The following is a 24,373-nucleotide window of genomic DNA, read 5'->3' on the forward strand; positions in this document are numbered from 1 at the left end:
CGGGATTCACCCTGCCGGCCCTCTGACTGTGGTTGAAACTATGCGGTCGAACGCATCAGCCACAGCGTGGTCATGCCGCTCCAGCCATCACTTCTGCTCCTTCGGCAACCGCCACTGGTCGTGCTCTGTGATGTTGCGTGGCCGAGGGCCGTGATACTCAGGCCCGTAAGCACCCGGGGCAGGACGACGCTTACGCATGGGTGCCGTCACACCAGGAGCAAGACGTCGTGAGATGACAAGGAAACCGGTGTGGCCTGTCGTACCGTGCCCCGGACGGATGGCCAGGCCCTCCGCGTGCCAGTCTCGGGTCGTGGTCTCAGTGGCCTGGGGCTCCGTCCATCCACCGTCGGCACGGAGGGTTTCCATCACCCGACCCATCTGGGTCGTGGTCGCGACGTAACAGCACAGCACGCCGCCCGGAACCAACACCTTGCCAACCGCCTCGACGCACTCCCAAGGAGCGAGCATGTCCAGGATGGCGCGGTCAATCGGCTCAGATGTCATGCCGGTCACCAGGTCGGAGACCTTGAGGTCCCAGCTGGACGGCACCTCGCCATAGAAGGACTCGACGTTCATGCGGGCCACGTCAGCGAACTCCTGCCGCCGCTCGTAGGAATGCAGACGCCCGTTCGGGCCAATGGCGCGCAGCAGTGGGATCGACAGACCACCGGACCCGACTCCTGCCTCCAGCACGCGCGCCCCGGGAAAGATGTCAGCCCACATCGTGATCTGGGCCGCCTCTTTCGGATAAATGATTGCGGCCTCGCGCGGCATGGAGACGGTGAACTCGCTGAGAATCGGTCGCATGGCCAGGAACTCCAGGCCTCCGACTGAGGTGGCGACGACCCCCTGAGGCCCGCCGATGAGGTCGTCGTGGCGAACTGCCCCCTTGGTGGTGTGGAAGATGCCACCTGACTGCAGGACGACTGAGTGTTTGCGCCCCTTGGGATCGGTGAGAGTGATCCGCTCACCAGCACGCAGAACTCCCCCGCCCCCATTGGCCACCGGAGCAGCAGGCTCGTCGGCAAGGTGCCAGAGGCTGACGAGATCAGCCAGCGACAGACCGGACAGGTCCGGGCGATGAACCCGGCGCGGTCCGGGACCGACACCAGCCAGCCCGTCGACGGTGAGTACCGCGGCACCGGCTGTCGTCGCCGAGGTGGCCCCCTTGGGGGAATCCTCGATCGCCAGGCAGTCGGCGATGTCGACGCCAAGCCTGTCGGCAGCCAACAAGTACGGCTCTGGAGCTGGCTTGGCGGTCTCCGGGGTGACGTCGTCGAAGGTCACGACCGTGTCGAAGGGGTTGCCGATAAGGTCGCGGATTGCCTCGAGCACCGGTTCGACGACAGCGTGTGCCGATCCCGTGACGATCGCCATGGGGATGCCAGCCTCACGGATCTGTGTCAGCAGGTCCAGCACACTCGGACGCCACGGCACCTCTCGTTCCCGGTTGAAGGTCGAGACCATCGTGACGAGCTGGTGTTGCACGTCCTCGGCGGTCACCGACTCACCAATCTCCGCAGCCATCGCCTGGCAGACGTCGGTCATCGGTCCGCCGGTGAAGCTACTGGCTTTTTCGGCCTCCCACGGGATCCCGTGGGAGGCCAGAATCGCCAGTTCTGCCTCGACCCAGCGAGATTCGGTATCGACGAGGGTCCCGTCAAAGTCCCACAGCACTGCCGCAAAATGGTCGGCAGTCCAGGTGTGCACGGGCGTCTCACTTGGCATTGAAATAGTTGGCCTCCGGATGATGGACGACGAAGGCGTCGGTGGACTGTTCTGGATGGAGCTGGAACTCCTCCGACAGCTCCACTCCGATCCTCGCCGGGTTGAGCAGTGTGACCACTCTGGCCCTGTCTTCGAGGTTTGGGCAGGCGGCGTACCCGAAACTGTACCGGCAGCCACGGTAGGTCTGATGATCGATGGCATCGGCGACGGAGGAACCGTCGTCGTCAATCCCCAATTCGTGACGCACGCGAGCATGCCACATCTCGGCGAGGGCTTCGGTCAGCTGGACAGACAACCCGTGCAACTCGAGGTACTCCCGGTAGGAATTGACCTCGAAGAGCCGTTGGGTGGCAGCCGAGATGGCCTTGCCCATCGTCACCAGCTGGAAGCCGATGACGTCTGGTCCGTACTCGCCGGCCTCGTCAGTATCCCGGAAGAAGTCGGCCAAGCAGAGTTTCCTGCCATTGCTCTGGCGCGGGAACGTGAATCGAGTGAGCTCCTTCGAGGTGTCCTCGGGATCCAGGACGATGAGATCGCGCCCCTGCGAGAAGCACGGCCAGTAGCCATCGACCACGCCGAACTGGGCCAAGTTCTCCTGACGAACGCGGTCGAGCAGGAGGCGCAGGCGGGGCCGAGCCACCTCGTTGACCATGCGATCCCAGGACCCGTCGGTGCGCGAGCCCTTGAGGCCCCACCGGCCCATGAAGGTGGCGCGCTCATCGAGCCAGACCAGAACGTCGGCCAACGAAATACCCGTTGAGACTCGCGAGCCCCAGAACGGTGGGGTCGGGATCTCGACCGAGCCCGGCACCGGACGTGCCACATCGGCGCGTGGGACGTCGTCATCACAGGTCATGTCGTCGGTCTCACCAGTGGTCCGTCTGATCCTGGCACGACGGCGTCGGGGCTTCGGGAGTTCGGCTCCCGGGACCCCCCTCTTGACGGCCATCACGGAGTCCATGACGCGAAGCCCCTCGAAGGCGTCCTTCGCGTAACGCACCTCGCCCTCGAACAGGTCATTGAGGTCTTCCTCGACGAATGTCCTCGTCAGGGCTGCGCCACCGAGCATGACGGGGTACTTGGAGGCCAGTCCGGCCTGGTTCAACTCGAGCAGGTTGTCCTTCATGACCATCGTCGACTTCACCAGCAGACCGGACATACCGATGACGTCAGCCTGGTGAGTTTCGGCGGCCTCGATGATGGCTGTCACCGGCTGCTTGATGCCCAAATTGACGACGTGGTAGCCGTTGTTGGAGACGATGATGTCCACGAGGTTCTTGCCGATGTCGTGGACGTCTCCTTTGACCGTCGCGAGCACCAGGGTGCCCTTGCCCGAGGTGTCCGACTTGTCCATGTGAGGCTCGAGGTGAGCCACTGCCGCCTTCATGACCTCCGCAGACTGCAGCACGAAGGGAAGCTGCATCTTGCCCGACCCGAAGAGGTCGCCAACCACCTGCATGCCGGCCAGGAGATCCTCGTTCACGATGTCGAGAGCGGGCTTGGTCTCCATGGCCTCGTCGAGGTCGGCCTCCAGGCCCTTCGCATTGCCGTCGATAATGCGCCGCTTGAGGCGCTCGGACAGCGGCATGGCAGCCAACTCAGCCTCACGCTCAGCGCGCATCGAGGCAGCCGTCACACCCTCGAAGAGTTCCAGGAAGCGATTGAGCGGGTCATAGCCCTCATGACGACGGTCGTAGACGAGGTCGAGGGCAACTTCCCGCTGCTCGTCGGGGATGCGATCGATCGGCAGGATCTTCGCGGTGTGGACGATGGCCGAGTCCAGACCGGCCTTGACAGCCTCGTGGAGGAAGACCGAGTTGAGGACGATGCGAGCGGCCGGGTTGAGGCCGAAAGAGATGTTCGAGACGCCGAGTGTGGTGCGCACACCCGGGTAACGCTTCTTGATCTCGGCAATGGCGTTGATGGTCTCCAGACCGTCGCGGCGGGTCTCCTCCTGACCGGTGCCGATGGGGAAGGTGAGGCAGTCGACGAGAATGTCACCGATGTCCATGCCCCAGGTACCAACGAGATCGTCGATGAGCCGAGAGGCCACCCGGACCTTCCATTGGGCAGTGCGGGCCTGACCATCCTCGTCGATGGTGAGCGCGACGACTCCAGCCCCATTCTCGACGACCATCGGCATGACACGCTGGTAGCGCGACCCAGGGCCGTCCCCGTCCTCGAAGTTGACCGAGTTGATGACGCAGCGACCAGGCAGGTGCTCCAGACCAGCGGCCAGGACGTCGGGCTCGGTGGAGTCGAGGATGATCGGCAGCGTGCAGGCGGTGGCGAGGCGAGCGCTGAGTTCCGACATGTCCGCCACGCCATCACGACCGACGTAGTCGACGCACAGGTCGAGCAGGTGGGCACCGTCGCGGGTCTGAGCCTTGGCGATGTCGACACATTCATCCCAGTTCTGGGCCACCATCGCTTCGCGGAAAGCCTTGGAACCATTGGCGTTGGTGCGCTCGCCAATGGCGAGATAAGCGGTGTCCTGGCTCAGCGGGACGTCGTTGTACAGGGAAGCCACAGCGTTGACGTGGTGACTCTCTCGCTGGCGAACCGGGCGGCCTGACACCCGCTCGGCAACAGCACGGATGTGGTCGGGGGTGGTACCGCAGCAGCCGCCGACGACGGACAGGCCGTAACGATCGACGTAGTCGTCCAGAACGGGGGCGAGATCGCCAGGACTGAGAGGATAATGGGCTCCCTCCCCCGTGATCTCGGGAAGGCCGGCATTGGGCATGCACATGATCGGCACCCGTGCACCACGGGACAGGGTGCGCAGATGCTCGGCCATCTCAGCAGGTCCAGTGGCACAGTTGAGGCCGATGGCGTCGACACCGAGGGACTCCAGCACCGTCACAGCGGCACCGGTCTCCGACCCCATGAGCATGGTTCCGGTGGTTTCGACGGTGAGGTCGACGAGAACCGGCAGGTCAACCTTGCGCGCGGCGGCGGCACGATGAGCGCCGATGATGGCAGCTCGGGCCTGCAGGAGATCCTGGCAGGTCTCGATCTGGACGCCGTCGGCGCCGGCGTCAATCATGGCCTCGATGACCTGCTGGTACACGTCGCGAATCGCGGCGAAACCGATCTGACGAAGGGTCGGCAGTTTTGTTCCTGGACCGATCGATCCGACGACATAGCGCGGCTTGTCGGTGCGTTTGTCAGCTGCTTCACGAGCCAGTTCCGTGGCCGCGGCTGCCAGTTCAACAGCGCGTGGGGCAATGCCGTACTCCGTCAACGCCGGTAAGTTCACACCGAAAGTGTTGGTCTCGATGATGTCAGCACCGGCATCCAGATACGCGTCATGAATCCCGGAGATGACGTCGGGTCGGGTGACATTGAGGATCTCATTGCAGCCCTCGAGTCCTTGAAAGTCATCGATTGTGAGATCGCTGCTCTGCAGCATCGTGCCCATGGCGCCGTCAATGACGAGAACGTGCTGGGACAGAGCGGTGCGAATGGTCATGGCTTCCAGCCTAGGGGCCGGGCTAGCCTTGACACCATGCGATTTCGACACATGGACCGGCCATGGGTCGTGGTGGCCTTCAGCGGCTGGAACGACGCCGGCTCGGCCGCCACTCAAGCGGCAACCCTCATCGCTGAATACTCCGAGGCGAAGACCTGGCGCACGATCGATGGCGAGGAGTTCCACGACTTCCGTCAGACCCGTCCGGCCATCACCGTCATGAACGACGTCGAAATCGTCAACTGGCCGCGCACGACGATCTGCCTCGGCAGCTGGCAAGGCCGGCCGATCATCGTCGTCACCGGTCCGGAGCCGAGTCTGCGCTGGCGAACCTACTGCCTGCGCTTGCTGCGACGACTACGCCGGTTCAAGCCGGCCGGCCTGGTCGTGCTCGGCGCAATGGCCACTGATGTCGCCCACACACGGCAATTGCCGGTGATGGTCTCGACGACCAACCCTGACCTCATCAGTGCGCTGGGCGCGGAGAAGCTCACGTACGACGGTCCGACGGGGATCCCCTTCGTCCTCGTCACTGAGGCACGGCGTCACGACTTCAACGCGATCGGGTTGTGGGTCGGGGTGCCGCAATACGCCTGCGAATCCGCCTGCCCGCCGGCTGTGCAGTCCCTCCTCGTCCGGATCGAGGAGCTCACCGGAATTGCCGTACCGCAAGCCGGTCTCGAGGAGGACACGCGGGAGTGGGCCACAGCCATCGACGAGGCCTTGTCAGAGCATCCCGAACTGGCCGAGTACGTCGCAGCCCTGGAGACCGAACAGGACGCCGCCCTGCCCGAGGGGCTCACAGGAGACGTCCTGGCCGTGGAGTTCCAGTCCTATCTACGACACCGCAACACATGAGACCGCGGTGACTCAGTGGCAGCAGCTCTGGGCCGCCTGAGCCTGACTGCGCAGTGAGGCGACGACCTGGTCCGGGTCATCGGATCGGTAGACGGCAGAACCCGCCACGAACGTGTCAGCCCCGGCCTTGGTTGCCCGCTCAATCGTGTCAGCCGAGACCCCGCCGTCGATCTGTAGCCAGATGTCTGCCCCCGACGCGTCAATGAGTGTGCGTACTCGACGGATCTTGGCAAGGACCGGGTCGAGGAATCCCTGGCCGCCGAATCCAGGCTCCACGGTCATGAGGAGGATCTGGTCGAACTCCGTCAGGACATCAGCGAGCTGCTCGACCGGAGTGGCCGGACGCAGTGCCACGGATGCACGCGCCCCCATCGCCCGGAGCTCACGGGCCAGCTTGATGGGCGCGGTGGCAGCTTCCAGGTGGAATGTGACCGACTGGGCACCGGCCTCGACATATTGCAGTGCCCATCTGTCGGGATCCTCGATCATGAGGTGGACGTCAAACATGAGGTCAGTGGTCGGACGCAGGGATTCCACGAAAGACGCCCCCATGACGAGGTTCGGTACGAAGTGACCGTCCATGACATCGATGTGGAGGCCGTCGGCAGAGGGGATTCGCGCCACCTCCCCCGCAAGGTTGGCCAGGTTGGCGTTGAGGATTGACGGTGTGATGCGAACTGTCATGCTGTCAGCCTAGAGGGTCAGGGGACGCGGGGAAGGACTCTCCTTGCCACGACGTCAGGACCGTGCCCACCATCCCCGCTTGAAGTGATGGTGTACCCAGAGTTGATGACGACTACCGCGTCGCTCGTCAACTATCGACACAGGCTTGGGTGCAGGAACACCGACGCCTGACCCGCGACATGTCGCGATGTACGACCACTTGACGGTGGCCGATTCGGTAACCGTCATGGGGGGTGGACATTCGCAATACCCTTTCGATGCATCATCACCAACATCTTGGCTTCCGCATCGTCCATCGGTGACGACTGCGACTCACGTCTTTGTCCCGGATGTGGAAAGGACATTGATCACGACTGACATGACCAGCCACACACAAAGCGATCATCAGGACCACCAGCGTGGTCCTGATGATCATTGGTATCAGGCGAAAGCCACCGGAGCATTGGCAGCCGGCATGCAGAAGGATGGCGAGGCCGGAGCGTCCTTCTTGTTCGGAGCTTTGAGGGCGTCCTGGTAGGCGACCTTGAGGTCCTCCATGGCCTGGTCGACTTCGGCGACCCGCACCCATGCGTTACCACGAATGAGACCAGCCCTGTCAATGGCACGGTTGAGCTGACGGATGGTGTCGTTGTCCTTGTAATTGATGACGCAGGTGTCGCGATCGAACAGAACTTGCGCCATCAAGCGTCCCAGTTTGGCGCGCACGAACTTGGTGGCAACATCGGTCGGCTTAAGGTCGGGCATGGCCTGAGCTGTAGCGAGAGCCTTTTTAAGTGCAGCCACCTCGTCGGTCAACTGCGCGGGGGTGGAATCAAGAGAAATCAGCACGTTGATGGCGTGGGCAATCTCATCGAACACGACAGTATGCGCGTTCTGCACCTTGTCTTGAATGGTGAGAGTCGCGGTGTGCGTGGTGTCGCACATGGTCAGGAACAACTCGACACGAGCCGGAATCGACTTGACGAAGGTGGTGACTCCCTTGATGACCTTCTCAAGTTGAGCCTTGAGAATCTTGGCCTGCTTCAGTAGGTCCGAAATGGTGTCAATGACCTCCTTAGGAGACAGAGAGACCTTGGCGACCTTGAGATCACTGGTCAGCGAGTCAATACGATCATTGACATCGCCGAGCAATGCGTGTGCATCAGAGGTATTGCTCGACACGGCGGAAACAGCCGGTACGGCAGCCTGAGCCGCGGGGGTGGAAAGAGCGGCTGGAGCCATCAGGGCACCGGCAACCAGTGGGGCGGCGATCAACTTGATCCTCATGAGGTTCTCCTCGTTAGAGCGACTTGTCCACGATCTCGGACCACATCACCATCGCAGACGAGCCCGAGTGCTGAGAATGCAAGAGCCGGGACATCCCCCAAAACGCTACCTACATGTATACCAAGGAACTCCGCAGGATGACGAGAGCTAACTTTTGTCTTCCATACCGTGTCGAGCACCACGCGCACCAAGGCTGCTGCCGACTCATGTCACACGTAGCCCGTTCCGACCTACGGTGTGGTTGCCAACCAACCCGGGGGCAACCACTCCCCTCGGCCCCGCTTCCGGAAATACCCAGTGCGTCAAGTGCCGACGTCAGCGTGGACTGGGCTGTTTCTGCATCTTGGGATGTCGTTTGACATCCTTCAGCCACACATATGCCTGATAATCGCATTCCTCACTCGTCATGTCTGCGGAACAATGCGCAACACATGGCGTCGGTGCCGTGACGATGTGGCCACAGTTGGATGACGTTTGAGTTTCCGGACGCAGCGATACCAGGAATGCCCGGGAGCATGGCAGGAGCGTCGAGGACGTCAACTGGCAGGGACGCGCGAGCATACTCAACGATGTCAACGGTTTCGGCTCGGTGCGGTGAGCACGTGACGTATCCGACGATCCCACCTGGTCGGCTGAGATTGACCGCCGAGGTAAGGAGTCGACGCTGCAGGTGGGTCAACTCCTCGACGTCAGCAGGAGTACGACGCCAGCGCGCTTCTGGACGTCTGCGCAGGGATCCCAGACCCGAGCACGGCACATCAGCAAGGACGGCGTCAAAAGACCGAACTGGAAGTGGCGGGCACGTGCCGTCGGCAGTCATGACGCGATGGTTGCCCGGGATGGTCTTGAGGGCCTTCGCCACGAGATCAGCACGATGTTCATGCAGTTCCACCGCGGTCAGATTGGTGTTGTGCTGGTTCGCGAGTCCGGCCAGGAGCGCGGATTTGCCACCCGGCCCGGCACAGAGATCCAGCCATTGACCAAAATTGCCATTCGCCTCGGCTGCATGAAGCAAGGCCAGGATCACCAATTGAGAGCCCTCATCTTGTACGCCGACCCTCCCCTCACGCACCGCAGTGACATCGGACGGGTTTCCTGGACGCACGACACCCCATGGGGAATACCGAGTTGGGGTCCCAGACTCAATTTCGTCGCGCTCAGCGAGGCCAGGGCGGACGACCAGGGTCGGGACCGGCGGCTCGTTGTCCGCCAGCAGGGCGGCCTCCACCTCGTCAGTTCCAAGACGATCCTGGAAGGCCTTGACGATCCAGGTCGGGTGCAGGGTTCGCAGGGCCATGACGTCGACGCCCTCGCGTCCACCGATCTCGCTGGCCCATTCCTCGAGGCTGTGGGTGCTGATGCGCCGGGATACAGCGTTGACAAGACCTGTTACTCGTTCTCCGATGACTTGACGGGACAAATCGACCGAAGTGGCCACAGCAGCCCGGGTGGGCACCCTCATGGCAAGGATCTGGTGTGCCGCCATCCGTAGGACGACGCGCACTCCGGGCTGGAGTTTGGCAGGGTTTCGCCCTGATGCGGCCTCAATGATGCGATCCCAGGTACCCGATCCGCGGGAGGTGCCGTCGACGAGCTCGGTCGCGAACGCCGCGTCACGTCCGGTCATCCCGGTGGCACGCAATTGGTCGGCCAGGGCAAGGTTGGCATAGGCACCATGGGTCTCGACGGCCAACAGTGCGGTGTATGCCAGCCGTCGTGCTGGATCCGTCTTGCGGCGTTTCTGGTGGGGACGCTGATTCATCGCAGCCTGGTTCCGGCGTCAATCCCTGCGCCTCGCGCCCAGTCAGCTCCGTTCATGGCCTTCTTCCCGAAAGCCTGGACCTGCAGCAGTTCGAGGGGCCGAGAACCAGTCCCGAGGAAGAGCTGTTTGCGGGTGGCGACGAGCTGGCCCGGTCGAGCCGTCGTCACGGTGTTCGGGACCGTGGCGTCGGGGCCAAGGTGGCAGGTGCGCAACACTTTGAAGCGCTTGTCATCGAGTTCAGCCCATGCTCCCGGGGTCGGGGACGTGCCACGGACCAGATGGTCGATCTCCTCGGCAGGAGCCGTCAGATCAATGCGGACGTCACCTGGGTGTATCTGTGGGGCGGTCGTCACCCCTTCAGACGACTGAGGCGTCGGCTCGATCCCGGAATCGATGTCCTCGAGTGTCTGAGTCACCAGCGGGGTCGCGGTCTGGGCCAGTTCGGCGAGGAGCTCACCAGCTGTGGTCGTCTCGCCAATCGGCACTGTCATGGAGCGATACACCGGTCCGGCGTCGAGGTCCTTGACGAGTTGGAAGACGCAGGCACCCGTCTCCTCGTCCCCAGCCATGATGGCCCGCTGCACCGGGGCAGCTCCCCTCCAACGGGGCAACAGGGAGAAGTGCAGATTGATCCAACCATGTTTCGGCGCAGCCAGGAGATCAGTGGGGATGAGACCGCCATAAGCGACAACGACTGCGGCATCAATGTCGAGGGATGCGACAGCATCGTGCCCCTCACCTGACTTCACGCTGGCTGGCTTGATGACGGGAATGCCGAGATCCTCGGCTGCCTTGGCGACTGGGCAGGGACGCGGTGTGCGATGACGTCCGACTGGGGCGTCGGGTCGAGTCAGGACGGCGACGACCTCGTGGTGCGGGTCGTCAACAAGGGCCGTCAGGGTGGGGACGGCTACGTCCGGGGTGCCAGCGAAAAGTAATTTCACCCTTCCAGCCTATCGGCCGGACAACGCCTGCCGGCTTCACAAGAGATGCGCAGGATCGATGACGACGCGCAGAGTGCCCTGCTCATGGTTCATGGTGTGTTTGGAACGCAGGTGGAACAGGGCTGAGGACAACTCCCCGACGGAGAGTTGTCCCACCGGACGCACGATGATCCGGTCACGCTCACTCTCTCCAGCTCGCCGCTGTTGGGGGGCCGGGCCCAGCACTTCCAGCTTGTCCCCCATGTCCGCGTTCAGTCGCTCGGCTGCCAGGGCGACCGCTTGCGGTTCCCCGTCGACGATCCCACAGGGAACCGCGGGTGGGAACCGAGCCTCTCGTCGGTCCTCGAGCTCACGGGCCGCCCAACCGATGGGATCGTTGCGAACCATGGCCTGCAAGGCAGCATCCTCCGATGGGCCGACGACGACTACCCGCCCGCCATCGCGAACTGATCTGACGAGGGCCATGATCGCCATCCAGCGATCAACGGTCTGCTCCACCGCAGCCAGCCCCGGTCGAGACAGGGAGGACAGCGCATCGAGGATGACGGCGCAGGAGTATCCCGATTCCGGCGCTGGTTCAGCCCCCGGCGTGGCGACGACGAGTCTGGGAGCTGGGTCGACGCTGTCTCGCACGTGGTTTCCCGAGGAGTCGACGACGGGCACGTCCGGGAAGGCGCGGCCCAGTTCGCCGGCCGTCGTAGTCGCTCCGACGATTCCGGACCTGACGTCGGTGGAACCGCACTCGGGGCAACGCCACCGAGGTAGATGGGTGCCGCACCAAGTGCAGTGCAGGTCAACTCCCGTGTCAGTACGCCGTCCTGTCACCGGGCCGCCGCAGGAAGGACATCTCACGGGTGTCCGACACACCGAGCAGGATGGTGAGACCAGATCCCCAACTCGAGGCACCGACACGAGGACCGGTCCACGCAGCAATCCTTCCCTGATCGTCGTCATCGCCAGATCAGGCAGCCGCACGGACCGGGCCAATGGATCTCGTTCCAGAGCGATGTCGGAATCGCCTGGGATGCGTACCGGCGCACAGACGGATCTCATCGTCTGACGGTCTGCCCCGATGCTGACGAGCCAGCCTGACCTTAGCCACGACGCACAGCGAACCGAGCAGGAGTAGCTCGCCAACAGCAGAGCGCCGTGGTCGACCTGGGCTCGTAGGGCCGCAACATCCCGGGTGTTCGGGTAGGGAGCTCGGGGCTCGTCATGAAGGTCGGAGCCCTCGTCCCAGACTGCGACCAGCCCGATGTTCTCGATGGGCGCCATGACAGCTGACCTGGTGCCGATGACGACCTTGGCTGTACCACGAATGACGGCCAGATAATGACGCCATCTCGTCGACGCCGGTTGATCAGCGTGGAGGACGGCCACCGTCCCCGCCCCCAGGACGGCTTCGAACCTGGAATGGAGGGTGGTGACATCCTCGACGGTCGGACAGCAGACAATGGCACTACGCCCGGAGGCAAGAGCTGCGGAGACGGCCTGCAACAGGCCATTGGCCCAGTCCCCCAGACCTTCGTCATCTCCTGGGCCGCATACTGGGGTGACCCGCCAATGAGCTCGGGGACGCTCGCCGGCTGCCACCAGGTCGAGGAAATGACGTCCATCCGTGAGGGCCCGCAAGGTGCCTGACGGCATCGTCTCGGACGGGTTTGGCCACGGCGGCGGGTCAGCAGCCTCGGTCGTCGCGTGACGGGTCGGAATGGCCCACCTGAGCACCTCGTCGAGAGTGCCAGCCCAGTGATCGGCAACCTTACGAGCCAGCCTGAGCTGGTTCGGGGTCGACACGACCTGTTCGGAGATCAGCTTCACGACCGGGGAAAGCTTGACCCCTGGTTCCTGTTCGTGGTCGACCACCATCACGACGCCGTCACACAGTCGTCCGGCGAGTTTCACCCTGACCCGCGCACCCACCTGAATCCGACCGACGAGGTCATCAGGGATGAGGTAGTCGAAGGGACGGTCTAGGTGCGCCAAACCAGTGGAGACGACCACATGGGCAATCCATGTGGTCGTCTCCAGCAGCGGTTCGGTCATGGGTCAGATGCTACGGCCCACCACCGACGGCATCGCGACAGGTGGTGTTCTCTCAGAGACGGGCGGCCGCGGCCAAGGCCTCGGCACGGTCCGTCACCTCCCAGGTGATGCCGGGGAGCTCGCGTCCGAAGTGTCCTCCGGCGACGAGCTGGGAGTAAATCGGACGAAGCAGGTCGAGGTTCTTAATGATCGCCCCGGGACGAAGGTCGAAGACCTCGGTGACTGCGCGCTCGATCTCGATCTCGGGAACATGGTTGGTCCCGAAGGTGTCGATGCGGAATCCCACTGGACGCGCGGCACCGATGGCGTAAGCCACCTGGCACTCGCAGCGGTCGGCCAGACCTGCGGCGACGACGTTCTTGGCCACCCAGCGCATGGCGTAGGCAGCGGAACGGTCGACCTTGGAGGGGTCCTTGCCGGAGAAGGCACCGCCACCGTGACGGGCCATGCCGCCATAGGTGTCGACGATGATCTTGCGACCGGTCAGACCGGCGTCGCCCATGGGGCCACCGATGACGAACTTGCCGGTCGGGTTGACGAGCACCCTCATGTCCTTGTGATCAAGGCCGTAACGCTCCACCACCGGGTCGATGACAAGACGCCGCAGGTCCGCGCTCATCGTCGCGTCAATGTCAACGCCGTCACGATGCTGACTGGACACAACGACGGTGTCCACCGCCACCGGCTTGTCGTTCTCGTCGTAACGAATCGTGACCTGGGTCTTGCCATCGGGGCACAGGTAGTCCAGCGCACCCTCCTTGCGGACCTTGGTGAGCGTCAGGGACAGGGCGTGTGCCATGTCGATCGGAAGCGGCATGAGGGACGGGGTCTCGGTGCAGGCGTATCCGAACATCAGGCCCTGGTCGCCGGCGCCCTGGGCGTCGACGAGGTCAGTGGAACCGTGCCGTGTCTCGTAGGCCGAGGTCACTCCCCGAGCGATGTCGGGACTCTGGGCATCAATCGCCACCGATACGCCGCAGGAAGCACCGTCGAAACCCTTGGCCGAGGAGTCGTAGCCGATGTCGAGGATGCGGGACCGAGCAATACCTGCGATGTCGACATAGGCCTCGGTGGTGACCTCGCCACAGACCATCACCTGCCCGGTCGTCACGACAGTTTCGACGGCTGCGTGGGAATGCGGGTCCTCGGCAAGAAGAGCATCGAGGACGGCGTCAGAGATAGCATCAGCAATCTTGTCGGGATGGCCTTCCGTCACCGATTCGGATGTGAACAGACGAGTGGTGGGCATGGTGATTTCCTGTCCGCGCGGCCACAAGCCGCGCATCGTGTTACTGAGTGGCCAGCAGCGTGTGGACCTGGTCGAGAATGGCCACTGCAGCCTGCGACTTCGATCCGGTGAAGCGTCGACCGGGCCCCTGCTGGTGGACCACAGTGACGTCGGTGCCGGCCTTGCCGAACACCTTCCCCTCGCTCACGTCGTTGACGACCAACAGGTCGCATCCCTTGCGGGCGAGTTTGGCCTGAGCCAGCTCAAGGAGCTGGTCACGGTCAGGTGCCGTCTCGGCGGCAAACCCGACGACGACCCGGTGCGGTATCGATTGGGCACAGATTCGGGCCAGGACGTCAGGAGTCTGGTGTAACTCAAGGGATGTCGTCGTGGCGCCGACGGAGCCCTCTTCGTATTTCTTGATCTTCGTACTGACTGAAACCGGGGCGAAATCGGCAGCTGCAACGGCCTGGATGACGACGTCAGCCTCCAGTGCCAGATCATCCATGGCCTCGGCGAGGTCCTCGGTACTGGAGATCCGCGTCAGCTCGACGCATGACGGCATGGTGACATCAGTATGAGCTGCCACGACGTGAACGTTCGCACCGCGAGCAGCTGCCACCTGAGCGATGGCCCTTCCCATCCGTCCGGAGGAGGAGTTCCCGAGGTAACGCACTGGGTCAATGGCTTCGCGGGTGCCACCCAACGAGATGACGACGCATTTTCCTGCAAGATCCCGACGACACATTGCGTCAGCGGCATCCGGACAGGTCAACAAAAGCTCAACGAACTCGGCGATCTCGTCAGGATCGGGCAGACGTCCCGGACCGGAATCCCGACCGGTGAGACGTCCGGAGGCCGGATCCTTGACGACGATGCCGCGACGACGCAGGGTTGCGACATTGTCAACAGTGGCTGGATTCTGCCACATCCCGGTGTGCATGCCGGGAGCCAGCAGAACGGGCGCGGACGTGGCGAGAATCGTCGTTGTCAGGAGGTCGTCGGCGTGACCACCGGCGATCCGTGCCATGAGATCGGCGGTCGCTGGGGCGACGACGACCACGTCGGCACGCTCGGCCAGCCGAATGTGTTCGACGCCGGGAACGTCGTCGAAGACATCGGTGTGGACCGGGTGCCCACTCAGTGCCTCCCACGTGGGGCGTCCGACAAATTCGAGAGCAGCCCTGGTGGGGACGACGTGGACCTCATGGCCAGCCTCGGAAAGGAGCCGCAAGAGCAGACATGCCTTGTAGGCGGCAATTCCTCCTCCGACGCCGAGGACAACGACACTCACGCCGGACTCAGATCAGGCGTTCGGATCAGCGAGGTCGGCAAAGGGGTCGTCGAGCTCGATGGCCGGGGCCTCCTGGGCCGCCTCGGCCTGAGCAGCGATCTCCTCGGCGTCCATCTCATGAGCCTCGACGACGCCGGCCTGGATCTCACGCATGGCGATGGACAGCGGCTTTTCCTGGTTGGTGGTCTCCACCAGCGGGCCGACGTTCTCCAGCAGCCCCTCCGCCAGCTGCGAGTAGTACGCGTTGATCTGACGGGCGCGCTTCGCGGCGAAGAGAACGAGGCGGTACTTCGAGTCGACGTGCTCGAGGAGCTGGTCGATGGGCGGGTTGACGATGCCTTCAGGCGTGGTCTCGGTCAAGGAATGTCCTCCCAGTATGGTCATAGACCCAGCAACCCTACCAGAGAGGCAACGGCATGGTCCACGGTGTCGTTGATGACAACGGCGTCGAACTCATCGGCGTTCGCCAACTCCACACGAGCTGTCTGCAGCCGACGCTCCTGCTGTGCGGGAGTCTCCGTCCCCCGACCGATCAAACGGTGCACGAGCTCCTCCCACGACGGCGGGGCGAGAAAGACCTGAGTGGCCTGCGGATAGGTCTGTCGCACCTGACGAGCACCCTGAAGATCGATCTCAAGAATGACGGTGCGCCCGCTCGCAACTGCCTTCTCGACGGGCTTGCGCGGGGTGCCGTACCGGTGACTGTTGTGGACGACGGCCCATTCCAGCAGCCCGTCACCCTCAACAAGGTCATCGAACTGCTCCTGGCTGATGAAGTCGTACTCAATTCCGTCGCGCTCAGTGGGGCGAGGCGGACGGGTCGTCACTGACCTCGAGACGACGATCTCAGGGTGGCGACGCAGCAACGCGCTCACCACCGTTCCCTTGCCAACGGCTGTTGGCCCAGAGACGACGGCCACCTTGACAGGGTCGTTGTGCAGAAGGCCACGGGCCTGTGGGATGGTGGGATCGCTGCTCATGGCAACACCCTAATGGTCCATGGCGACGACGTCGCGCAGGGGCGTGGAACCTCAGGAACGATGGTCGAACTCGGCACGCAGGTCAGCGACCTGATGTCGCCCCAGGCCACGAATGCGACGATTCGGGGCGATCTCAAGGCGCTCCATGATCTCGGCGGCACGCTTGTCCCCCACGCGAGGAAGGGCCTTCAGCAGGTCAACAACCTTGACGTGGGCAAGCACATCATCCTTGGCAGCCTCGTCCAACGCCTCGGACAACGACAAGTCACCGGTGCGAACCTTCGCCTTGAACTCAGCTCGGACTCGCCTGGCCCGTGTCGCTGCTTCACGAGCAGCCGAAAGCTGTTCCGGTGAAAGAGTGGGTATGGACACGAGCCCCTCCGATCAAGTGCGCAGCCATTCCGAACAATGCGAAAGGCTCCCACCAGAACCCTGGTGGAGACCTTTGGCACACTAGTCCGCTTAGTCGGAGTTTGGGTCCGATTTGTGGAGATCTGTATCCAATTCGTGATCTTTGGATGTTGGGTGTTCTTCCGCCTCCAGATCGGCTCCACCAGAGAGTTTCGTGGACTCTACGACATTTTCGGTAGCCAGACCCACATTGTCAGCCTCGTCGGAGACAGAGTCGGAATCTGAGGTGACCTTCATCCGCAGCTGCTCGGTTCCATCTGGTGGTTCGGCTCTGTTCTCGTCTTCACCAACAGTGTGCGGGGGGAGGACGTCCGCAGAGGACACATCCTCCACCCGGGCAGGGCCGTGGGCAATGACGGCGTTCAGCAGACCGTTGAGGAATGGCGCCGAGTCATCCGTCGAGAACTCCTCGCTCAACTCAATGGCCTCAGAGATGACGGCCGGGTCCGGCGTATCCGTGTGCAGAATCTCGAAGGCGGCCAGGCGAGCGAGAGCACGGTCGACGCGCGGCATCCGAGCCAGCGTCCAGCCCTCGGAGAGGCAATCAGCGAGGACCGAATCCAGACCAACCTGGCAGGCAGCCACTCCGCGAACCAGATCAGCTGCGAACGGGCGCACCGGGTTCGTGAAGACCCCTGGGCGAGCGGCCAGGACTTCGAGGGGATCGGTGCTCATGAGGTCAGCCTCGAACAGAATGTCGAGCGCCTGTTTGCGAGCCTTGGACCGCGTAGAGAGATCAGTGTGCTTCTGGATGTCTCCGCTGATGCGCCTGACCTCGAGGTCCCCGATCCTCTCGACGGGGCCCTCGTCGTCAGGCGTGGGAGTGGTGCTCGTACTCACTTCTCGGAAATGCGACCGAGGTAGTCGCCGGAGCGGGTGTCGACCTTGACCTTCTCACCAGTGGTGATGAAAAGCGGGACCTGGATCTCGCGACCGGTCTCGAGGGTGGCTGGCTTGGTGCCGCCGGTGGAGCGATCACCCTGCAGGCCAGGCTCGGTGTAGGTGATCTCGAGTTCGACCGAGGCGGGCAGATCAATGTACAGCGGGTTGCCCTCGTGCAGGGCGACGGTGGCGGTCTGGTTCTCGAGCATGAAGTCCTTGGCGTCACCGACGACCTCGGAGGGAATCGGCAGCTGCTCGTAAGTGGTCTCGTCCATGAAGACGTAAACGTCACCATCTTGGTACAGGTACTGCATGTCGCGGCGATCGACCTCGGCCGACTCGATCTTGACGTCAGAGTTGAAGGTTTTGTCCACAACCTTGCCGCTCAGAACGTGCTTGAGCTTGGTACGAACGACAGTGTTTCCCTTACCCGGCTTGTGGTGCTGGAACCAGATGACCGTCCACAGCTGGCCGTCGAGGTCGAGAACGGTGCCGTTCTTGATGTCATTGGTGGAGATAACCACAGGTCGGTCCCTTTCGAGGTGGATTGCGTCGATCATGGATCAGGATGAGGCCCGCCAGCCGACATCCCGAGCAAGTCTAGCGGACGCAGGCCTTCACCCCTATTGCCGGTAGCGGGCCGGCCCCTGATATACACATCCCAACCACTCGACGCCTTCACGACATGATCCTGTCACGCCCCGTTCATGCCGTTGAGGGCTTGGCCGCGCACCTCGTCAGTAACGTTGTCGCCATGCACGACCTCGACTCCACTGAGCTGCGGGCCCACTTCGATCCCGCCACGGATTCCGACCAGCACTCACTGCGCGAATTCATTGATCTGGTCGCTGATGCCGGATATGTCGTCGATTCCGATGAGCACGGAGACGATCCCGAACTCATCGCTCCTGACGGTTCCGCCGTGGAGACATGGCATGAGGACTACCCCTATCCGAATCTCATGGACAGGCGCGAGTACGAAACCCAGAAAAGGTTGCTGCAAATTGAGCTTCTCAAGCTGCAATACTCCATTGACGACACCGGCGAGCGCCACGTCATCGTCTTCGAGGGACGCGACGCCGCAGGAAAGGGTGGGGCAATCAAGAGATTCAGTGAGCATCTCAATCCCCGTCGCTGCCGTACCGTCGCCCTCGACAAGCCCTCGGACCGCGAGCTCGGTCAGTGGAACTTCCAGCGGTACATCCAACACTTCCCCACTGCTGGCGAGATCGTCCTCTTCGACCGATCCTGGTACAACCGCGGCGGTGTCGAGCGAGTGATGGGGTTCTGTACCGACGAAGAGCATCGAGTCTTCCTGCGTCAAGCACCAATCCTTGAGGAGATGATGATCGAGTCGGGAATTCACGTCACCAAGTTCTGGTTCTCGGTGACCCGTCAGGAACAACGCACCCGATTTGCCATTCGTCAGCTTGATCCAGTTCGCCGCTGGAAGCTCTCTCCTATGGACCTGGAATCCTTGGGACGTTGGGACGACTACACCCGCGCCAAGGAAGAGATGTTCGCCGCTACTGACACCGATGCTGCCCCGTGGATTTGCATCAAGTCCAACGACAAGAAACGCGCGCGTCTCAATGCCATGAGGTATTTCCTGTCCCAATATGATTACGAAGGCAAAGATACCGATGTAGTCAGTCAGCCCGACCCTCGGTTGGTACGTCGAGCCCGAGACATGGTTGGAGACTGAGTGGTGCTGGCTCGACGAGGTTGAGTGGTGGCAGCCCTGACGGCAGAACTCATGGCGTGCTGATGTGCCACGGCCCCCTCCTGGCGACATCGCACTACCCCCCGTCTCGCCTTCCAGCACGTTGAAGGCGCTGGGCAAAGTTGGCAAGGCTCGAGGAGATGAGGATGACGTCGGCAGATCGTCGGGCCATCTCGATGCAGCACCCATGCCCACTCCGACAGTTGCTGCCGAAAGAGCGGGAACGTCGTTGACGCCATGACCGACCATGACCATCTTGTGTCCCGACACCATGAGTTCCGAGGCGACATCGGCGTTTCCGATCGGACGCAGTTTGGCGCGATCCTCGTCAATGAACTGGATTGCGTCAATCCACTCGTCGTTCACCCATACGTGTGACCGCGCGGTCGTATCCGTGGAAAACCCGGTGGGACACGGCGGCTGACCCCGACATGGCGGCCGCTCACGCCACCTGAAACACCATGCCCAAACTCTTGACGGAACTCCGCGGCCATAGGGGCTGGCGAATCACGACCCGCACAGATGACGCAGTCAACCGGATGTTCACTGAACTACTCAACGGCTGCGACCGGCATCGGACCTCCAGTGATCCGGAACTGATCAACCTCGGATACACCAGTTTCGACGGCTCCATCCATGGCGATGCGGTCGCCTGGAGAGATGACGACGAAGTCACCCACGCCTTCGGCCAAATCGTTCACGGGGCCCCTCCGCCACGGGGTCGACGTAGTCGCTGTCGACACCACAAAGACATGGCTGCGTATTTTTCGCTCACATGAAGGTAGTCAGCGTGGTTGATGCCGAGCAGCAACCCTGCGATTCCTGTTGACGGTCATTCCCAGCACGCAACAGGGTGAATCGATGGGCGGTGTGTCGACCTCCCCTCTTCTCCTCCCTGTGGCAATCTTGATGATGCCCAGCGTTGGGCACCGAGCGACGTCGCAAGAACCTCGACCAACAGACAGTTGTCCACAGATCTGACATTGCCTGACAGATTTCACGGTCTCCGACGACAACTGAAGGCGTGAAGACCTTTCAAGACCAGATCGAGCGCCGCGGTGTCGCCCGTATTCACCGCCACAGCTACATTCGAGGCCAAGCGGACCGTGCAGTGGCCCGCGGAGACGCAGTCCGGATCCTGCCCGGAGTAGTTGCCGCAGCCTCGCTTGCTCGCGACCCACAGACGATCATCCGGGCACTCTTCCTGTGGCACCGAGATGTCGTTCTCGTCGGCAAGGCGGCCCTCATCCTTCTCGGCATGAGGGCCCCGGGATCGGCTCGACCGATGGACTTGCGCAGCGTCGCCGAGGTCGAGGCATTCTCCCGAACCCGCAGCCTCGTTCGTCCAGCCATCCAGGTTCATCGCTGGCATGTACCGCACCGATTCATCACTGAAAGGGAGAGAGTTCGTCTCGCCACACCCGAGGTGTCAGTCCTGATGCTGGCCGTCCAAGGCGAATGGGAATGGGTGTGCGAAGCGCTGCGCCAGCGCATCGTCACTCCTGGGAGCTGCCGAAAGGCGCGTAGGGGGCTCACCGGGCGGTTCCCGAAGGTCCAAGTTGATGCCGCTCTGGCTGACATCACGTTGGTAGCCTGGTCGATTCCCGAGTTGGAGATGGGCCGAATGCTGAGGGCAGTTGGGATAACCGGACACAAACCAAACCACAAGGTTCAGGTCGGCGACCGCTACTTCTACCTCGACCAAGCTTTCGAGGAGGAAAAGGTGGCCCTCGAGATCGACGGCAGGAAGATGCATGGCACCGCGGATGGTTACGAGGCGACGATGATGCGGTCCGCCCATCTCGACCGGCACGGGTGGAAGGTGCTCCACACCACCCCGACCATGATCCGGCGGAATCCTCAATTCGTGCTTGACTGGTTGGCCTCTCATCTCCATCGCCGTCACCGACCCAAGGCCATGTTCAGCGAACCGGTGTTGCGGAGCATCATGATGGGCCTTGGCACCGCCTAGCGACCTTCTCGCCAGACACTGGACTAATAAGATCACTGTTCCAGGTTTTCATCCCGTGCGGCTGTGGCGATATCGGTCATGACCACGCAATGTGCTGCCACACGTAGCAATCTCAGCCTTCACAACCGGGATCGCCACACGAGAGGATGAAGACCTCCGAACACACAGATGCACTCGTAATGGTTAGGGGAGGCGGACTCGTCATCGGGGACACCAGCTTGTGATCAGCGAGATGTGACGGGGCGTCGTGATGACGAACGGGCAGTTTTCCCGACCGAAGGGCGAAGAGATCGACGGCAGGAACCGCCTCACAGCGACTGACCCGCAGCATCAGGAAGCCTGCAGGCTCCTGTAACACTCGACCAGCACGTCCTCATCGGGATCCGCGATCATCGCGGCCTCACCAGGCTCACTGATGCCGACGAACCTCAACACACGGCGGCCAGTCTGTGGGTCGAGTCGAGTCTTCTTGTCGAGGTCCATCGTCTCGCGCAGCTCCGACCACGCGACCTCGTCGAAGGTGATGGGCAGTCCGATACCCGACAGGATGGCCCGAGTACGAGAGACCTCCCCGTCGGACAGTCCTAGGTACCGTCGAGACAACTCAGCAGCGAAGACCATCCCGACGGAGTCCGCCTCCCCGTGACGCCAGGTGAAATGCTTGTGGGCCTCGACGGCGTGGGCCAAGGTGTGCCCATAATTCAATCTCTCGCGGCCAACGTGTCCGCTCGAGGAGGTTCGCTCGTGCAGATCACCACTGACAACCTCGGCCTTCACTGCGACCGCCCTGGTCAGCACCTCGACGAAAGCCGCCGAGGTGACGTCGAGAACGTCCTGTCCGGCAACAAGATCCAGGATCACCGGGTCATTGATGAACCCACACTTGACGATCTCCGCCAAGCCCGATCGCACCTCACGAACAGACAGGGTCGTCAAGAGATCGGTGTCACACAGCACGGCCTTCGGCTCATGGAAGGCACCGACGAGGTTCTTCCCGGCAGGAATGTTGATACCGGTCTTGCCGCCGATCGCGGCATCGGCCATCGCGAGCACCGTCGTCGGGATCTGGATGGCGTCGACCCCGCGCATCCAGGTCGCCGCCAGGAACCCGGCGAGATCCGTGGCGGCTCCCCCACCGAGACCGACGATGACGTCGCCGCGAGTCATGCCAGCCTCGGCCAGGCCCTGCCAACCGCGGGCCAGCACATCAGGTGACTTGGCGGCCTCGGCGTCCGGCACCTCGATGACGACCGGATCGTGAATTCCAAGTCGCCCGACGCGGTCCACGAGTGGCTGGGGACACACCACGGCGACCCTGCGTCCTGCCACCAGAGTGGGCAGTTCCGTCACCGCGCCGGGGCCAATCCGCACCTGGTAGGGCTGCGCCGTTGGTACCTCGACACGGCTCATGACTCCCCCTCCAGGTCGGCCAGCTCACTCATGATCGCCTCGACGACCTGGTCAGGGGTCAGTTTGTCGGTGGCCACTCGGATAGTTGCCGGGCGCTCATACACCGCTCGCCTATCCTTCATGAGCCGCACCAATTGCGAGTGCACTTGGCCTCCCAACAGTGGTCGGCCGGTGTCCTTCAGCCCCACCCGGTCAGCCGCGGTACGAGCCGAGACGTCCAGCCAGACGACGCACACCTGGTCCAAGGCCTTACCGACCTCGATGTCGACCGGCGCTCCCCCACCGAGGGAAACCACCCCGCCGCGTTCGATCGCAGCGAGGGTCTCCCGCCTCTCCACCTGGCGGAAGTACGGCTCTCCCTCGACGAGGAAGATCTCCGGGATGTCGCGCCCCTCGACCTGCTCGATGAGAGCATCGACGTCGACGAACTCCTCCTCCAGGCGCTCAGCCAAGAGCGGCCCCACCGTCGACTTGCCGGACCCTGGAGCACCGATGAGGACGATGACACTCACGGGGCCACCACCAGACCGCGTTCGGCCAGGCGACCCAGGTAGGCCTGAGCGTTACGGCGGGTCTCGGCCACCGAGTCTCCGCCGAACTTGTCCAGGGCGCACTCGGCCAGCACCAGGGCAACCATGGCCTCGGCCACGACACCTGCCGCCGGGACCGCGCAGACGTCGGAACGCTGATGATGGGCCGTGGCGGCCTCACCCGTGGTGGTGTCGATCGTCGGCAGGGCACGGGGAACAGTTGCGATGGGCTTCATGGCCGCCCTCACCCGCAACACCTGGCCGGTGGACATGCCGCCCTCGGTACCGCCCGCACGATCACTCATGCGGTGGATACCCGCCTCGGTCGGCTCCATCCAGTCATGGGCCTGAGAGCCGCGACGACGGGCCAGCTCAAAGCCGTCCCCCAGTTCGACGCCCTTGATGGCCTGGATCCCCATGAGTGCTCCGGCGAGACGCGCATCGAGTCGTCGGTCCCCCTGGCTGTGGGATCCCAACCCGGCAGGCAGGCCATATGCCAACACCTCGACGACACCACCCATGGTCTCGCCCTCCTTGCGGCACGCCTCCACCTCAGCAACCATCCGCTCGCTCGTGGCCGGGTCAGTACAACGCACCGGATCAGCGTCAATACGGGCCAGATCCGCCGGTTCCGGCCGCACATCCTCAGGACACTCGATAGGCCCGAGGGACACGACATGGGACAACACATCGACGTCGAGGGCCTGTTTGAGGAAGGCCTTGGCAATTGCTCCCAGGGCCACTCGCGCAGCGGTTTCACGGGCCGATGCGCGTTCCAGGATCGGCCGGGCCTCATCAAAGTCGTACTTCTGCATACCCGCGAGGTCAGCGTGTCCCGGACGGGGACGGGTCAGAGCAGCTCCACGAGCCTGACCGGCCAGCTCCTCGGGGGATACCGGTCCGGGGGCCATGACGGTACGCCACTTATCCCATTCGGAGTTACCGATCTGGATCGCGATGGGATCGCCGAGGGTCTCCCCGCGACGGAATCCCGCGATCAGCTCCAACTCATCGGCTTCGAAGGACATCCGGGCCCCTCGCCCCACCCCGAGGCGACGACGCCGCAACTCCTCTGAAATCTCGTCGGCCCCGACGCGGACATGGGCCGGGATGCCCTCCATCGTCGCGACAAGGGCAGCGCCGTGAGACTCCCCGGCAGTGAGGTAACGCAACATGGAGC

At 63.1% G+C, this 24,373-nt stretch carries 21 protein-coding genes; 3 read left to right on the forward strand and 18 right to left on the reverse strand.

What is annotated here, in order from left to right; all coding sequences use genetic code 11:
* Positions 1–87 precede the first annotated feature (87 nt).
* Together ACUCCZ_RS04880 and metH are read right to left on the reverse strand one after the other, a co-directional pair.
* Entirely contained in the window at positions 88–1,728 is a 1,641-nt protein-coding gene (locus ACUCCZ_RS04880) for an HAD-IA family hydrolase (protein ID WP_435916509.1), read from the reverse strand.
* The gene (gene metH / locus ACUCCZ_RS04885; RefSeq protein WP_435916510.1) at positions 1,718–5,203 is read right to left on the reverse strand and encodes a methionine synthase; all 3,486 of its coding nucleotides are present in this window, start codon (positions 5,201–5,203) and stop codon (positions 1,718–1,720) included. The genes ACUCCZ_RS04880 and metH overlap by 11 nt, the downstream gene beginning before the upstream one ends.
* Positions 5,204–5,254: 51 nt before the next feature.
* Here metH and ACUCCZ_RS04890 point away from each other — a divergent pair, with 51 nt between their 5' ends.
* On the forward strand, positions 5,255–6,061 hold the full coding sequence (locus tag ACUCCZ_RS04890) for a proteasome assembly chaperone family protein (protein ID WP_435916999.1): 807 nt from the start codon (positions 5,255–5,257) through the stop codon (positions 6,059–6,061).
* A gap of 12 nt (positions 6,062–6,073) precedes the next feature.
* Here ACUCCZ_RS04890 and rpe read toward each other — a convergent pair whose 3' ends face one another.
* The 12 genes from rpe to efp form a co-directional block, all read right to left on the reverse strand.
* Complete coding sequence (rpe, locus tag ACUCCZ_RS04895; protein ID WP_435916511.1) at positions 6,074–6,745, reverse strand: ribulose-phosphate 3-epimerase; 672 nt, start codon at positions 6,743–6,745, stop codon at positions 6,074–6,076.
* 420 nt (positions 6,746–7,165) lie between these two features.
* Positions 7,166–8,011, reverse strand: a complete 846-nt coding sequence (locus ACUCCZ_RS04900; RefSeq protein ID WP_435916512.1) for a CAMP factor family pore-forming toxin — start codon at positions 8,009–8,011, stop codon at positions 7,166–7,168.
* Between the two features lie 397 nt (positions 8,012–8,408).
* Positions 8,409–9,773, reverse strand: a complete 1,365-nt coding sequence (locus tag ACUCCZ_RS04905) for an RsmB/NOP family class I SAM-dependent RNA methyltransferase (protein ID WP_435916513.1) — start codon at positions 9,771–9,773, stop codon at positions 8,409–8,411.
* A complete protein-coding gene (gene fmt, locus ACUCCZ_RS04910; protein WP_435916514.1) occupies positions 9,770–10,717 on the reverse strand; it encodes a methionyl-tRNA formyltransferase in 948 nt (315 codons plus the stop codon). The genes ACUCCZ_RS04905 and fmt overlap by 4 nt, the downstream gene beginning before the upstream one ends.
* A 36-nt stretch (positions 10,718–10,753) precedes the next feature.
* On the reverse strand, positions 10,754–12,763 hold the full coding sequence (locus tag ACUCCZ_RS04915; protein WP_435916515.1) for a primosomal protein N': 2,010 nt from the start codon (positions 12,761–12,763) through the stop codon (positions 10,754–10,756).
* Positions 12,764–12,815: 52 nt separating this feature from the next.
* Positions 12,816–14,012 carry a methionine adenosyltransferase gene (metK, locus tag ACUCCZ_RS04920; RefSeq protein WP_435916516.1) on the reverse strand — a complete coding sequence of 399 codons (1,197 nt, stop codon included), beginning with the start codon at positions 14,010–14,012 and terminating at the stop codon, positions 12,816–12,818.
* 40 nt (positions 14,013–14,052) lie between these two features.
* Positions 14,053–15,285, reverse strand: coding sequence for a bifunctional phosphopantothenoylcysteine decarboxylase/phosphopantothenate--cysteine ligase CoaBC (gene coaBC, locus ACUCCZ_RS04925; RefSeq protein ID WP_435916517.1), 1,233 nt, complete (start codon positions 15,283–15,285; stop codon positions 14,053–14,055).
* Between the two features lie 12 nt (positions 15,286–15,297).
* Positions 15,298–15,645 carry a DNA-directed RNA polymerase subunit omega gene (gene rpoZ / locus ACUCCZ_RS04930; RefSeq protein ID WP_435916518.1) on the reverse strand — a complete coding sequence of 116 codons (348 nt, stop codon included), beginning with the start codon at positions 15,643–15,645 and terminating at the stop codon, positions 15,298–15,300.
* A 20-nt stretch (positions 15,646–15,665) separates the two neighbouring features.
* Positions 15,666–16,265 carry a guanylate kinase gene (gmk, locus tag ACUCCZ_RS04935; protein ID WP_435916519.1) on the reverse strand — a complete coding sequence of 200 codons (600 nt, stop codon included), beginning with the start codon at positions 16,263–16,265 and terminating at the stop codon, positions 15,666–15,668.
* Between the two features lie 51 nt (positions 16,266–16,316).
* On the reverse strand, positions 16,317–16,637 hold the full coding sequence (gene mihF, locus ACUCCZ_RS04940) for an integration host factor, actinobacterial type (protein WP_435916520.1): 321 nt from the start codon (positions 16,635–16,637) through the stop codon (positions 16,317–16,319).
* A gap of 90 nt (positions 16,638–16,727) precedes the next feature.
* On the reverse strand, positions 16,728–17,516 hold the full coding sequence (nusB, locus tag ACUCCZ_RS04945; protein ID WP_435916521.1) for a transcription antitermination factor NusB: 789 nt from the start codon (positions 17,514–17,516) through the stop codon (positions 16,728–16,730).
* Positions 17,513–18,082, reverse strand: coding sequence for an elongation factor P (efp, locus tag ACUCCZ_RS04950; protein ID WP_435917000.1), 570 nt, complete (start codon positions 18,080–18,082; stop codon positions 17,513–17,515). Before efp ends, nusB begins: the two co-directional genes overlap by 4 nt.
* A 230-nt stretch (positions 18,083–18,312) precedes the next feature.
* On the opposite strand from efp, the gene ppk2 reads away from it, so the two are divergent.
* On the forward strand, positions 18,313–19,263 hold the full coding sequence (ppk2, locus tag ACUCCZ_RS04955) for a polyphosphate kinase 2 (protein WP_435917001.1): 951 nt from the start codon (positions 18,313–18,315) through the stop codon (positions 19,261–19,263).
* 569 nt (positions 19,264–19,832) lie between these two features.
* On the opposite strand, the gene ACUCCZ_RS04960 is transcribed toward ppk2, so the two are convergent.
* Entirely contained in the window at positions 19,833–19,982 is a 150-nt protein-coding gene (locus tag ACUCCZ_RS04960) for a P-type ATPase actuator domain-containing protein (RefSeq protein ID WP_435916522.1), read from the reverse strand.
* Positions 19,983–20,368: 386 nt separating this feature from the next.
* On the opposite strand from ACUCCZ_RS04960, the gene ACUCCZ_RS04965 reads away from it, so the two are divergent.
* Positions 20,369–21,253 (forward strand): endonuclease domain-containing protein, encoded by an 885-nt coding sequence (locus ACUCCZ_RS04965; protein WP_435917002.1) that lies wholly within the window; start codon positions 20,369–20,371, stop codon positions 21,251–21,253.
* 330 nt (positions 21,254–21,583) lie between these two features.
* Here the strand turns inward: ACUCCZ_RS04965 and ACUCCZ_RS04970 are convergent, their stop codons facing one another.
* The 3 genes from ACUCCZ_RS04970 to aroC are packed head-to-tail and all read right to left on the reverse strand — an operon-like array spanning position 21,584 to position 24,368.
* Positions 21,584–22,663 carry a 3-dehydroquinate synthase family protein gene (locus ACUCCZ_RS04970; protein WP_435916524.1) on the reverse strand — a complete coding sequence of 360 codons (1,080 nt, stop codon included), beginning with the start codon at positions 22,661–22,663 and terminating at the stop codon, positions 21,584–21,586.
* Positions 22,660–23,175 carry a shikimate kinase gene (locus ACUCCZ_RS04975; protein WP_270236099.1) on the reverse strand — a complete coding sequence of 172 codons (516 nt, stop codon included), beginning with the start codon at positions 23,173–23,175 and terminating at the stop codon, positions 22,660–22,662. The genes ACUCCZ_RS04970 and ACUCCZ_RS04975 overlap by 4 nt, the downstream gene beginning before the upstream one ends.
* A complete protein-coding gene (gene aroC, locus ACUCCZ_RS04980; RefSeq protein WP_435916525.1) occupies positions 23,172–24,368 on the reverse strand; it encodes a chorismate synthase in 1,197 nt (398 codons plus the stop codon). The genes ACUCCZ_RS04975 and aroC overlap by 4 nt, the downstream gene beginning before the upstream one ends.
* Positions 24,369–24,373: the final 5 nt, after the last annotated feature.

The sequence above is a fragment of the Cutibacterium nasicola genome, from assembly GCF_052654715.2.